The organism is Brevundimonas sp. P7753 (genome assembly GCF_013386595.1).
Lineage (GTDB): Bacteria > Pseudomonadota > Alphaproteobacteria > Caulobacterales > Caulobacteraceae > Brevundimonas > Brevundimonas bullata.
Genome location: NZ_JACARP010000077.1, coordinates 1 through 12,020, shown reverse-complemented (window position 1 = coordinate 12,020; position 12,020 = coordinate 1). Strand labels below are relative to the sequence as shown.

The 12,020-nt window shown below is 68.7% G+C and carries 13 protein-coding genes; 5 read left to right on the top strand and 8 right to left on the bottom strand.

Annotated features, from left to right (window positions below; genetic code table 11):
• Positions 1-505, top strand: a 505-nt coding sequence (locus HX774_RS14015; protein WP_178827683.1) for a methyltransferase, incomplete at its 5' end; no start/stop codon positions are given.
• Between the two features lie 6 nt (positions 506-511).
• Here the strand turns inward: HX774_RS14015 and HX774_RS14010 are convergent.
• The 3 genes from HX774_RS14010 to HX774_RS14000 form a co-directional block, all read right to left on the bottom strand.
• Positions 512-1,084: an NADPH-dependent FMN reductase gene (locus HX774_RS14010; RefSeq protein ID WP_178827681.1), complete on the bottom strand. Its 573-nt coding sequence runs from the start codon at positions 1,082-1,084 to the stop codon at positions 512-514.
• Positions 1,085-1,159: 75 nt separating this feature from the next.
• Entirely contained in the window at positions 1,160-2,470 is a 1,311-nt protein-coding gene (pncB, locus tag HX774_RS14005) for a nicotinate phosphoribosyltransferase (RefSeq protein ID WP_178827679.1), read from the bottom strand.
• A 2-nt stretch (positions 2,471-2,472) separates the two neighbouring features.
• Positions 2,473-4,332, bottom strand: a complete 1,860-nt coding sequence (locus HX774_RS14000) for a monovalent cation:proton antiporter-2 (CPA2) family protein (RefSeq protein ID WP_178827677.1) — start codon at positions 4,330-4,332, stop codon at positions 2,473-2,475.
• 133 nt (positions 4,333-4,465) lie between these two features.
• On the opposite strand from HX774_RS14000, the gene HX774_RS13995 reads away from it, so the two are divergent.
• From HX774_RS13995 to HX774_RS20275, 3 genes are all read left to right on the top strand, one after another.
• A complete protein-coding gene (locus tag HX774_RS13995) occupies positions 4,466-4,879 on the top strand; it encodes a CBS domain-containing protein (RefSeq protein ID WP_178827675.1) in 414 nt (137 codons plus the stop codon).
• A 90-nt stretch (positions 4,880-4,969) separates the two neighbouring features.
• Positions 4,970-5,548, top strand: coding sequence for a hypothetical protein (locus tag HX774_RS13990; RefSeq protein WP_178827673.1), 579 nt, complete (start codon positions 4,970-4,972; stop codon positions 5,546-5,548).
• Between the two features lie 114 nt (positions 5,549-5,662).
• Positions 5,663-8,053 carry an ATP-binding protein gene (locus tag HX774_RS20275; RefSeq protein ID WP_178827671.1) on the top strand — a complete coding sequence of 797 codons (2,391 nt, stop codon included), beginning with the start codon at positions 5,663-5,665 and terminating at the stop codon, positions 8,051-8,053.
• A gap of 50 nt (positions 8,054-8,103) precedes the next feature.
• On the opposite strand, the gene HX774_RS13980 is transcribed toward HX774_RS20275, so the two are convergent.
• Entirely contained in the window at positions 8,104-8,628 is a 525-nt protein-coding gene (locus tag HX774_RS13980) for a PadR family transcriptional regulator (RefSeq protein WP_178827669.1), read from the bottom strand.
• Between the two features lie 207 nt (positions 8,629-8,835).
• Between HX774_RS13980 and HX774_RS13975 the strand changes: the two genes are divergently transcribed.
• Positions 8,836-9,558, top strand: a complete 723-nt coding sequence (locus tag HX774_RS13975; RefSeq protein ID WP_178827666.1) for a pepsin/retropepsin-like aspartic protease family protein — start codon at positions 8,836-8,838, stop codon at positions 9,556-9,558.
• A 138-nt stretch (positions 9,559-9,696) separates the two neighbouring features.
• On the opposite strand, the gene HX774_RS13970 is transcribed toward HX774_RS13975, so the two are convergent.
• From HX774_RS13970 to HX774_RS13955, 4 genes are all read right to left on the bottom strand, one after another.
• Positions 9,697-10,221, bottom strand: coding sequence for a periplasmic heavy metal sensor (locus tag HX774_RS13970; RefSeq protein ID WP_178827664.1), 525 nt, complete (start codon positions 10,219-10,221; stop codon positions 9,697-9,699).
• Positions 10,218-10,643, bottom strand: coding sequence for a hypothetical protein (locus HX774_RS13965; protein ID WP_255500458.1), 426 nt, complete (start codon positions 10,641-10,643; stop codon positions 10,218-10,220). Before HX774_RS13965 ends, HX774_RS13970 begins: the two co-directional genes overlap by 4 nt.
• 16 nt (positions 10,644-10,659) lie before the next feature.
• Positions 10,660-11,232, bottom strand: coding sequence for an RNA polymerase sigma factor (locus HX774_RS13960; RefSeq protein WP_178827662.1), 573 nt, complete (start codon positions 11,230-11,232; stop codon positions 10,660-10,662).
• A gap of 63 nt (positions 11,233-11,295) precedes the next feature.
• On the bottom strand, positions 11,296-11,913 hold the full coding sequence (locus HX774_RS13955; RefSeq protein ID WP_178827660.1) for an EF-hand domain-containing protein: 618 nt from the start codon (positions 11,911-11,913) through the stop codon (positions 11,296-11,298).
• Positions 11,914-12,020 lie beyond the last annotated feature (107 nt).

Genomic DNA, 12,020 nt, shown 5'->3' with positions numbered 1-12,020 from the left:
GCCGCCGCCCTTCTGGGCCTTCGCCTGGGCCGGTGGTCAGGCCCTGGCGCGCTGGCTGCTGGATCACCCCGCCGAAGTCGCGGGCCAGCGCATCATCGACCTGGCGACCGGCTCGGGCCTCGTCGGCATCGCGGCGATGAAGGCGGGCGCGGCCTCCGTCCTGGCTGCCGACATCGACCCCTTCTGCGCCGCCGCCGTGGCCGCCAACGCCCGTTCCAACGGCGTCGAGATCGCCTTCACCGACGCCAATCTGCTTGACGCGCCGCCCCCGCCCGCCGACCTGATCTGCGCCGGCGACGTCTTCTATGAAAAGCCCATGGCCGACGCGGTCCTGGCCTGGCTGAAACAGGCGCAAGCGAACGGAACCCGCGTCATCGTCGGCGACCCCGGCCGCACCTACTTCCCCAAGTCCGGCCTGATCCTGCTGGCCGAATACACGGTGCCGACGACGCGCGAACTGGAGGACCAGGAGGTCAAGCGCTCGCGCGTCTGGGCGCTGGACTGACCGCCCTCACGCGTCTCGCGGCAGGACCGTCAACACCCGCGCCATGAACTGGTGGAAGGCCTCCATATAGTCGCGCAGGAACTGCTCGGTCTCAGGGACGCTGACATGGCCCTCGTCGTCGATCAGGTCCTTCTTGAACTGGATATAGGCCTCGACGGCGTTCATCTGGGGCGCCTGCAGGAAGCCCAGGATCGGCCGCAGCACCTGCTGCCCCACCGCCGTGCCGATGGCGCCCGGCGAGGCGCCGATCACCGCCGTCGGCTTGTTCGCGAAGCTGTTGGTTCCATAGGGGCGGCTGGCCCAGTCGATGGCGTTCTTCAGCCCGCCGGGGATCGAGCGATTATACTCCGGCGTGACGATCAGGATGGCGTCCGAGCCCTTGATCGCCGCCTTGAAGTCATTGGCCATGGCCGGATAGTCGGCGTCATAGTCGTAGGAATAGAGGGGCAGGTCCGCGAACGAAATCTCGTGGAATTTCAGCTTCTCGGGCGCGACCTTGATCAGGGCCTTGGCCAGTTTGCGGTTGATCGACGCCTTGGCCAGGCTGCCGACGATATAGCCGACGTTGTAGGTGGTCATGACGCATCCCGCTGGGTGAGACGACGCCGACCGCCGCCTCAGGCGAAATGCCTTAGAAAACCTCGCGGTTCCGTCTCAGACCGTGACCGCCTGCCGCCCTCGCCCCGCCTCGCCGAAAACCCGCAGATAGCGCTCGATCTCGCCCCGGTCGCCGGTGGCCTTCTCGACATTGTCCGACAGCTTGACCGCCGAACGCCCGCCCGCCCGCGTCACCTTGCAGACCAGGGAGATGGGCGTCAGCTCCGGCATGGGCGCGGGCGCGCAGTCGCGGAAATCGTTGGTCAGATTGGTGCCCCAGCCAAAGCTGGTCCGCACTCGCCCCTTGAAGTGGGCGTGGGTCGCCTCAATCGTATCCACGTCCATGCCGTCGGCGAAGACCAGCAGCCGCTCACGCGGATCGCGCCCCTGCGCCTTCCACCAGGCCATGATCTCCTCCCCGCCTTCGATCGGCGGGGCGGAATCGGGCCGGAACCCCTTCCAGTCGGCCAGCCAGTCCGGCGCATCGGCCAGAAAGGCCCGCGTGCCGAACGCGTCCGGCAGGGCCACCAGCAGATTGCCGTCATAGGTCGCACGCCAGTCCTCCAGCACCTGATAGGGCGCAGCGCGCAGCGCCGCATCGTCGTCCCCCGCCAGCGCCGCCAGCACCATGGGCAGCTCGTGCCCATTGGTGCCGACCGCCTCCAGATCATTGTTCATGGCCAACAGGACGTTCGACGTGCCGATGAAGGCGCTCCCCAGCCCCTCCTTCAGCGCCTCGACGCACCAGCCCTGCCACAGGAAGCCGTGCCTGCGCCGCGTGCCGAAGTCCGAGATCGACAGCGGCTCCAACCGCCTCAGCCGCTCGACCTTGCCCCACAGCTTGGTCTTGGCGCGGGCATACAGCACATCCAGTTCGAACCGCCCCAACCGCCGCAGCGCGCGTCGGCTGCGCAGCTCGTTGAGGATGGCCAGGGCCGGGATCTCCCACAGCGTCACCTCGGCCCAGGGGCCGGAAAACTCCAGCCGGAACTGCCCGTCCGCCCCGCGCGACAGGTCGTAGTCGGGCAGGCGATAGTCCGCCAGCCAGGCCAGGAAGTCGGGGCTGAAGATCGACTTCACCCCGTAGAAGGTGTTGCCGCCCAGCCAGATCAGCTCGCGGTTGGTGAACCGCAGCGTCCTTGCGTGATCCAGCTGCGCCCGCAGCTCCGCCTCGTCCACCTCCTCGGCCAGCCGCACGCTGGTCGTGCGGTTGATGACCGAAAACGTCACCGGGACGTCGCGATACCTGCGCCAGATCAGCTGCAACATCAGCAGCTTGTAGAAGTCGGTGTCCAGCAGGCTGCGGACGATGGGGTCCAGCCGCCAGCCGTGGTCATAGGCCCGCTTGGCCAGGTCGACGTTCGGCATGCCTAATCCTGCGCCTCGTGCTCGATCACCGCCTCGGGCGGGGCCTCGTTCTCGTTGATCAGGCGGCCCTCGCGCGCCGGCTTGATGTAGGGCTCAGGCTGCGGCGTCACGGCGTTGCCGCGCATCAGCGCCCGCCCGGCGGTCAGCCCGCCCGTAACCTGCAGGTCCAGACGCGCGGCGTCGCGACGGCGCACCTCGGCCACCGTATCCGCCGCCTCGTCCTCGGACACGCCCAGATCGACCAGCACCGCTTCGCCGAACTTCAGCGCGGATTCGAACGTCTCGCGGATGTGGTAATCCACACCCGCCTCGATCAGGCGCAGCGAATGCCCCCGGTCAAAGGCGCGCACGAACAGCTTCACGCCCGGAAACTCCGACTTGACCAGTTGCACGATGCGGTCGGCGACTTCCGGCTTGTCGACGCAGACCAGCACCGCCTCGGCCTTGCCCGCGCCCGATGCCCGCAGCGTGTCCAGACGCGTGCCGTCGCCGTAATAGACCTTGAAGCCGAAATTCCCCGCCGCCTGGATCATCTCCACGTCGTTCTCGATGATCGACACATCCACATCGCGCGCCAACAGCGGCTGCGACACCACCTGGGCGAAGCGGCCGAAGCCGATGATCAGCACCTGTCCGCGCAGGCCCTCCGCCGAATCCACGCCCTCGGCGTCCTCGGGCGACAAACCCGCCTCCTTGGGCAGCCAGCGCTTCATCGCCAGGGTGGTCAGCGGCGTCAGGGCCATGGACAGGATGACGATGGCCGTCAGGGCCGCGCTGGCCTGGGCGTCGATCACCCCGCCCGCCGCCGCCGCGCCATAGAGGACAAAGGCGAACTCGCCGCCCTGCGCGAACAGGGCCGCCCGCTCGATGGCCTCGTGATGCCGCGCCTTGAACAACCGCGCCACGACATAGATGACCAGGGCCTTGACCAGCATGAAGGCCAGCAGGCCCGCCACGACGATGCGCCAGTCGGAAATCACCACCCCGATGTCCAGCGCCATGCCAACCGACAGGAAGAACAGCCCCAGCAGGATGGCGCGGAACGGCTCGACATCGGCTTCCAGCTGATGCCGGAAGGTCGAGTCCGACAGCAGCACCCCGGCCAGGAAGGCGCCCATGGCCATCGACAGGCCGACCTCGTTCATGATCCAGGCGGCGCCCGCCACGACCAGAAGCGCCGCCGCCGTCATCACCTCGCGTCCGCCGTTGCGGGCCAGGAAGCGGAACACCGGATTGATCGCATAGCGCCCGGCGACCAACACCCCGGCCACCGCCGCGACCGCCAGGCCGATGGTCTGCCACAGCGGCGCGGCGCTCTCGCTGGCCGTCCCCACCGCCACGGCCAGCACCGCGACAATGGCCAGCAACGGCACGATAGCCAGGTCCTCGAACAGCAGGATCGAAACCGCCCTCTGCCCCTGCGGCGTCGGCAGGTCGCCGCGTTCTTCCAGCATCTGCACGATGACGGCGGTCGAGGACATGACGAAGCCCATGGCCCCGACGAAGGCCACCGGCGCCGACACCCCCGCCGCCATGGCCGTCAGCGTCAGCGCCAGACCCGCCAGCCCGACCTGGGCAGCGCCCAGACCGAAGATCTCGTTCCTCATCCCCCACAGGCGCTTCGGCCGCATCTCCAGACCGATGATGAACAGGAAGATGACCACGCCGAACTCGGCGACGTGCAGGATGGTCTCCGGCTCGGCGAACAGGGCCAAGCCGAACGGCCCGATGGCCGCGCCCGCCGCCAGATAGCCCAGCACCGAGCCCAGCCCGAGCTTGCGAAAGACCGGCACCGCCACGACCCCCGCCGCCAGCAGAGCCGCCACATGGCCCAGATCCAGTCCCGTCGTCGCCTCGGCCATCGCTCACCCGATTGAGTTTGAACCCCATTGTGGGGGCGAAGCGTCGCGATGGCGAGCCTCCTGCCGCGCCGCCCGGAACCGTCGCCGTCCCGAGGGGTTCCCAAGGCCAAGCCTGAACTGGTTGGAGAGACCCATGAAGATCCGCGACGTGATGAGCAAGGACGTGCAGGTGGCCCGTCCCAACGACACGATTCAGGAAGTCGCCGCCCGCATGGCGGCGGGCGATTTCGGCTTCATCCCTGTGGCGGACGGCGAAAACCTGGTCGGCGCCGTCACCGACCGCGACATCACCGTGCGCGCCGTGGCGACGGGCGCCGCGCCGACCGCGCGCGTGGTCGAATTCCTCAGCCGCGACGCCCTGGTCGTGCGCGCCGACGACGATCTGAAGGTCGCGCTCGACCTGATGAGTTCGCGCCGCATCCGCCGCCTGCCGGTGGTCGACAAGGACGGGCGTCTGGTCGGGGTGGTCTCGCTGGGCGACCTGTCGACGCGGGTCAAGGAGAAGTACGCCGGCGAGGCGCTGGAAGAGATTTCCCGCTCCTCCTGATCCCGACCTTTACCGCGCGCTAACCACGACGCGGAACCGGACGATAACGGCTGGCGCGCCATGCTGCCCCCTCGCAGGGGAGATTTCAGCATGGCGCGCGCACAGTTCCAGAAGGGCCAGAAGGTCTGGGTCGAGAGCGTGGGCGCCTGGGCTCAGATCGAAAAGGTCCTGCCCGTCTGGGCCAAGGGCTTCGACGAACCCGTCCGCATCACCTACGAGGTCGGCCTGGGCCGCGAGTTCCAGGCCGCCGAACTGCAACTGCCGACCGAGGACGCCGCCGCCACCGTCCTGGGCGACTGGCGCGTGCTGCGCGCCCGCAACAAGTGGCAGGAACCGGCCGACTGCGCCCACCACCCCTTCCCCGGCTCCTATCCGGTGGTCGTCACCGACAAGGCCGACTGGGGCGGCTGGCGCGTGCCCGGCGCCGAATACGACCGCGATCCCGAGCGCATCGAGTTCCAGTCGCGCCTGATCGCCGCCGCGCCCGATCTGATGGATCTGGCTCGCGAACTGGTCGAGACCGTCTCGGAATCCCCTGACGACGCCCCGCCGGAAAGCCTGCACCTGGCCCGTCGCGCCCGCGACATCCTGCGTCAGATCACCGACGTCCTGGCCGCGCCCGGCGACGCCGCGCGTATGCCGACCCCCGCCGCGGACGAGGCCGCCTGAGTCTTTCCTGCACCTGTTCGCCTCTAAGGTGAAAAGCCTGCCACGCCGGGCCTCGACAGGAATCCGCGACGCAGCCTAGATTCCCGCCTGCTGTTTCAGGATGAGAGGGTCGGCTTGCAGGGCAAGGAGCGCCGCAGCTATCAGCCGGGCCGTCGGGCCACGGACCAGACCACGCGCGGCCACATGCCGTGGGTGCGCGCCCTGCTGCTCGCCGTCGCCCTGCTCATCACCGCCTACGCCCTGCTGGTCATCCGCGACGACACCCGGCCCCAGCGCGAGGCTGAAGCCGTCCGGGTCGAGGCCCTGGCGCTGGAGGCCCAGCGCGCCGCCGGCCAGATCGCCGCCCGCCTCGCCCTGACCGACCGCGCCCTTGATCTCGTCGCCCGCGACCTGGCGGAACAGCCGACCCAGGCCGTCGAGGCCCTCGACCGCGCCCGCGTCGTCGCCCCCGACGCCGGCTTCGTCGTCACCGACGCCGCCGGTCAGGTCTTGGCCGCCGTCGGCGGCAAGACCGACGCCGCCTCGGCCCGCTCCGCCGCCTACGCCCTGCACGACGACGCCCTGCTGATCCGCCGCCCGCTCAAGGACGGACGCGCCGTCATCGCCCGCACGCCCCTGCCGCCGCTCAAGACCGAGCTGGGCGGCGCCAGTCTCAGCCTCCTGCCCGCCGGTCAGGCGCCCGCCGCCGCCGGACGTGCGGTCAAGGACGCCGACGGCCAGTTGCGCCTGACCGCCTCGGCCCCCGTCGGCGCCGCCGATCAGGCCGTCGTGGCCTCCATGCCCGCATCCGGCGGCCTGTCCGCCTGGCTGGACGACGCCTGGATGCTGGCCCTCCCCCTGCTGCTGGTCCTGCTGATGCTGGCGGTCCTGGCCGTTCAGAACTGGCGCCAGACCCGCGCCGGTCGCCAGTGGGCCGACACCGAGCGCCGCTTCCGCGTCGCGGTCGAGGCCGCCCGCTGCGGCGTCTGGGAATGGGATCTGGCGCGCGGCCAGGTCGTCCTGTCCGACTACATGGCCGCCATGCTGGAGGTCGAACCCGGCCAGGCCCTGACCACCCAGGCCCTGATCGAAAAGGTCCACCCCCGCTACCGCGAAACCCTGGTCGACGCCCTCGACCGCGCCGCCGCCGACGGCGTCTTCGACGTCACCTTCCCCGTCCCGCTGAAGGGCGGCGGCATCCGCTGGATCGACGCCCGCGGCCAGTCGCGCCAGCCGCGCCGCGACGCCGGCTTCACCAGCCTGCTGGGCGTAGCCCTCGACATCACCGAGGCCCGCCGCTCCAAGGCCCAGGCCCAGGCCGCCGAGAACCGTCTGCGCGACGGCATCGAAAGCGTTTCCGACGCCTTCGTCCTGTTCGACCGCCAGGGCCGGCTGATCCTGTGGAACCAGGCCTTCCAGGACGCCTTCGCCTTCCCCCCCGGCGTGGTCGTGCGCGGCGCTCAGAAGGACGCCCTCAACCAGATCGCCGCCCAGGCCATAAAGGCCGAACACCCTTCCGCCAGCGGGCGCGCCGGCGTGCGCGAGGTCGAGCTGAAGGACGGCCGCTGGCTGCAGATGGCCGAACGCTTCACCGGCGACGGCGGCACCGTGGTCATCGCCGCCGACATCACCGTCATCCGCCGCCAGGAGGCCGAGCGCCGCCGCGCCGCCGACGAACTGCGCGGCATGGTGGCGGCCCTGGAAGATCGCGAAGCCAAGCTTTCGCTGCTGGCCCGCAAGTACGAGGTCGCCATGACCCGCGCCGAGGCCGCCAACCAGACCAAGTCCGAGTTCCTGGCCAATATGAGCCACGAGCTGCGCACCCCGCTGAACGCCATCAACGGCTTCTCCGAGATCATGGCCGGCGAGATGTTCGGCCCCCTCGGCGACCGCCGCTACAAGGGCTACGCCGCCGACATCCACCAGTCAGGCCAGCACCTGCTCAGCCTGATCAACGACATTCTCGACATGGCCAAGATCGAGGCCGGCAAGCTGACCCTGCACTATGAGACCGTCTCGCTGAACAGCCTGTGCAACGACGCCATCCGACTGATGCGCGGCAAGGCGATGGAGTCCGGCCTGACCCTCGGCCTCGTCGCCCCCGACGCCGTTCAAGTCGAGGCCGACCATCGCGGCCTGAAACAGGTCATGCTGAACCTCATCTCCAATGCGGTGAAGTTCACGCCCGAGGGCGGCGCCGTCACCGTCACCGTCGCCGCTCAGGACGCCGACCATGTCCGCGTCTCCGTCACCGACACCGGCATCGGCATCAACGCCGCCGACCTGGACCGCCTGGCCCAGCCCTTCGAACAGGTCGAGGGCCAGCACTCCAAGACCACCCAGGGCACCGGCCTGGGCCTGGCCCTGACCAAGTCGCTGATCGAACTGCACCGCGGCCAGATGACCATCGAAAGCGAACCCGGCCACGGCACCACCGTCTGGTTCGACCTGCCCCTGCGCGCCCCCGAAGGCGCCATGGCCCCCGCCGGCGCCCCGCCGCAACGGGTTCAGTCGCAGGCGGCGTGAACGCAGGCTTACGACAGAACCAGGTTTCCGTTTCCGGAAATCGGCGCAACTCAGGCTTGGCGGGACGTTTGCTGATCCAGCCAAGCCAGCCGACTGATCTGGAGGCCGATGGCCAGCTCGATGCGCGGCCTCTCGACGGGATCAAGTGTCAGCAAGTATTGCTGCATGGCGACGACTTCAGCTTCCACCACGCGTCGTAAAGCCGTCAAACCCTCGTTCCTTCGTTTTGCCGGAAGCTGCGCCCACATCCCGGCGCGAAGCCGAAACGGATCAAGACCCACGCTCGCCGCACGGCTGGCGTCGCAAATCCAGTCTTCAAGCATCGCCACCCCCTGGGGCGTAAGCGAAAGCAAATTGGTTCGCCTGCCGGAGCCTGTCTCGGCGGCGTCGATCACGCCTCGAGCCGTGAGCCTGTGAATTGCCGGATAGACGGCCCCCGCGCTGCCTCTCCACTCAAGGGACATTGAGGCCTGAAACGCCTTGCGCACCTTGAACGCCGTTGAAGCGCCGCGGTGATGGATTTCAGAAAGGATCGCCCCTTCGAGCTCCGTCAAACATCCTTGCAGAATGTTCATTTGACCCGATCGGTAACGATAGTACTAATCGTACTATAAAACTGTATGGAGAAAAACGTGATCGGGTTTTCTTTCAAGCGAGCCATAATGGTGTCCTGTCTGGTCGGCGCCAGCCTATCGGGGGGCCTCGCATCGGCGCAAGTCAGCCCGACGTCGCCTGCGCCTGCCCTCATCCCGCTATATGTTTCCGACGGTCGGGCGCTTCTCATGATGCGCATCAACGGCGGGCACCCGTCTCCTGTCGTCTTCGACACGGGCACGAACGGCAATCTGCTTTACAAGTCTTACGCCGACGACCTTGGCCTACCGAATGTCGGCCCTTCCCAATCCGTTGACGGGAGCACGGGTTTGCCCGTGCCTGGATACACGACCAGCCTCGCCGGCGTGACGCTGAGCGGATACGCGATCAGCGAAGCACCTGCCACTGTCTTCGAGTATGACGAGGAGGATGAGGTCGGCATCTTTGGGCCAAACAGCTTTCCTGGAAAGCTCGTCGAGATGGACCTGGCCAGGGGACAACTGAGGATAATCGAACCGGGAACTCCCCTTCATCCGCAAGGCCCGGGCGAGCCGTATTCGGTTGACGAACAACTTCCCGTCGTCAGGCTCGAACTCCCTGGCGCCTCGGTCGAAGCGACCCTGGACACGGGCAACGACAGCGCCTTTCTTCTCCCCCTGTCCCTCGCCAGTCAGATCAAACTCAAAGGCGAACCGAAGCGCATTGGTACCGCGAGATCTGCAGCCGGAACCCAGCCGGTCTACGAAGCCGCGGCCGATGGTCCGGTACGGGTCGGGGGCGTGATCGTGGATCGACCGACACTGCGATTTATCGAGGGCGGAACGGCCAATGTGGGCCTCCCCACAATGCGCCGGTTCAAATTCGTGTTTGACCCGACCAATGGACAAACCTGGGTTCTGGCGGGCGATTAATCTAAGCACGGGCTGGCAGGAGGGTATGAATTCCTCATGCAGCGTTCCCGACGTTCATGGGGTCCAGCCTTCAACAGCCCGATCCCGCCTGGTCCCAGGCCGGATCGACCGACAACTTTCAGGGATGCCGCGCGGATTTCAGGGACGAGCCTCAGCCGCCGCCACAGGCACCGCCGCCTTCTCGGCCTTATCGGGTTTGCGGGCGTCCCGCCTCGGCTTGTGACGCGACAGGATGGGCGCCAAGGCCTTGCGGTCGGCGGGGCTCAGCTGTCTCAAGGTCTCGACCGCCCCGGTCTCTAGCCGCGAGCGGCCGCGCGCCTCGGACGCCCGCGAGCGTTCCAGCAGGGCCGCGACCGCCACCGGATCAAAGCTCTCGGCCCCGGTCAGGGCGATGGCCTCGCGCCGCGCCGCCCGCGCCTCGTCAAAGTCGGGCCGCGCCTGCATGGCGGCGGCCCGCAACTGCGTCTTGACCTGATCGCGCACCGCCGGGTCCATCCGCTCGATGACGTCCCAGACCGGCTCTCGGCGTCCCGGCTTGTGCGCCTCGGCCACGCGGTGCTCGATCTTGTCGCGCGCCACCCAGACGGCGCCGACAGCCGCCGCCGCAAAGACGTTCAGGGCGACCGAAACGGCCAGGGCGATCTTCAAACTGCGCGACGTCATCCGCCCAGAACCTCCGTGTCGTCCGCACTGGTCAGACTGGCCTGATAGAGCACTGCATCCGCCTGAACGTCGGCGGTCAGATGGCTGGTCAGATTAACCCCGAACACCACCCCGGCGCAGGCCGCCGCCGCCCAACCGGCGCCCGACAACCAGGCCAGAGGCCCAGGACCGCGCCGACGCGCCCGCAGGCCGGCCCCCGCCGCGCTGGCGATCACCTGTTCGCGCAAGACATGCGACGGCGCCGGTCGCGGCGCGACGTCCAGCAGGGCGTCCAGCCCGTCGGCCTCGCGCAGCAGGACCGCCGCGCGCGGATCAAGATCCCGCAACCGCCGCGCCGCCTCGCGCTCGGCCTCGGGCCAGCGTCGCAGGTCGCCGCCATAGGCGTCGGTCAGATATTCAAACCGCTCGTACGTCATCGTCATGGTTCCAGCCCCCGCCTTACCCATTCGCTCTACTCACTGCATGGGGCGCCATATCGGCCAGCGCCGTCCGCAACGCCCGCCGTCCACGCGACAGCAGGCTCTCCAGGGCCTCGACGCTGACGTTCATCAGCCCCGCCGCCTCGATATTTCCCAGTTCCTGATAGTGACACAGGACGATGGCCTCGCGCTGCCGTTCCGGCAGCTTCGCCAGGGCCGCCTCGACCCGCGCGCCGGTCTCCTGCGCCAGCAGACCGCTGTCCGGCGCCGGCCCGTCGTCGGGCCGATCCGGCGGCGTATCCGTCGCGATCTCGCGCCGACGCCGCAGCCGGTCGTAGCAGAGGTTCAGCCCCACCCGGTGCAGCCAGGTGTCGAACTTGGCCTGACCCGGCGCCCAGCGCGGCGCCTGTCGCCAGGCTCTCAGCATCGCCTCCTGGGCCACGTCCTCAGCCTCCGTCGCATCGCCCAGCATCCGCTGCGCCAGCATCAGCATGCGCGGCAGCTTCCTGGCGACCATGGCCTGGATCGCCGCGGGGTCGCCCTGACCCACGCGCCGCACCAGTTCCTCGTCGGGGTCGGCGGTCTTCGCCAATCCAGCCTCTTTCGCCGTTCACGAAACGGGCCGACGGCTGCACCGCCTTCCCCGACATCTTCCTTACTCCGAAGCGGGCGTCGAAGGCGACGCCGCCGGCGCTACACGCTGCTCGCGCCGCTCCTGACGCTTCTCGCGCATCTCGGCGCGACGCGCCTGCATCCCTGCGCGACGCTCTTCGCCGGTCAGCGTGCCGTCGCGGTTCGCATCGAGCCGCGCGAAGGCCTCCGTCGCCTTCTGCTCAGCCTCGGCGATGACGACGGGGAAGCGGCCCTCGCCGTTGCGATCCATGCGCTGGGCGCCGCGATGCATCCCGCCGCGATGACCGCGACCGGCATGTTCGGCGCGCGGTCCACGCTGGCCGTCGGCGCGCGGCGCCTCGAACTCGGCCCGGCTGATGGCGCCGTCCTTGTTCGCGTCCAGACGGTCGAACATGGCGGCGCGGCGCTCGGCCCGCTTGGCCTGACCGGCGGCGCGCATTTCCTCGGCCGTGACCGTGCCGTCGCGGTCGGCGTCGGCGGCTCGCAGACGCTCCACCCGGCGCTGGACGAAGTCAGCTTGTGAAACCGGCTGGGCCATGGCGCGCGCAGGCCGCTGCGGAGCTGCGGTTTGCGCCACGGCGACGCCGCCGAAAACGGTCAGAATGGCGATGGCGGCGATCCCGCCAAGGGTCTTGTTCATCTCGATGGTCTCCGCGGGCCTCAGCCCGAAAACATCCCTGTCGAGAAGTAGAACGCCGGTCGGATCAGTTTCCGTCGCCGACAAAGATAGCCCTCCCCCTCGAGGGG

Coding starts and splice junctions, on each gene's coding strand:
- HX774_RS14010 (WP_178827681.1), bottom strand. CDS start 1,084: ATGACCACCTACAACGTCGGCTATATCGTCGGCAGCCTGGCCAAGGCG.
- pncB (WP_178827679.1), bottom strand. CDS start 2,470: ATGCCGAACGTCGACCTGGCCAAGCGGGCCTATGACCACGGCTGGCGG.
- HX774_RS14000 (WP_178827677.1), bottom strand. CDS start 4,332: ATGGCCGAGGCGACGACGGGACTGGATCTGGGCCATGTGGCGGCTCTG.
- HX774_RS13995 (WP_178827675.1), top strand. CDS start 4,466: ATGAAGATCCGCGACGTGATGAGCAAGGACGTGCAGGTGGCCCGTCCC.
- HX774_RS13990 (WP_178827673.1), top strand. CDS start 4,970: ATGGCGCGCGCACAGTTCCAGAAGGGCCAGAAGGTCTGGGTCGAGAGC.
- HX774_RS13980 (WP_178827669.1), bottom strand. CDS start 8,628: ATGAACATTCTGCAAGGATGTTTGACGGAGCTCGAAGGGGCGATCCTT.
- HX774_RS13975 (WP_178827666.1), top strand. CDS start 8,836: ATGATGCGCATCAACGGCGGGCACCCGTCTCCTGTCGTCTTCGACACG.
- HX774_RS13970 (WP_178827664.1), bottom strand. CDS start 10,221: ATGACGTCGCGCAGTTTGAAGATCGCCCTGGCCGTTTCGGTCGCCCTG.
- HX774_RS13965 (WP_255500458.1), bottom strand. CDS start 10,643: ATGACGATGACGTACGAGCGGTTTGAATATCTGACCGACGCCTATGGC.
- HX774_RS13955 (WP_178827660.1), bottom strand. CDS start 11,913: ATGAACAAGACCCTTGGCGGGATCGCCGCCATCGCCATTCTGACCGTT.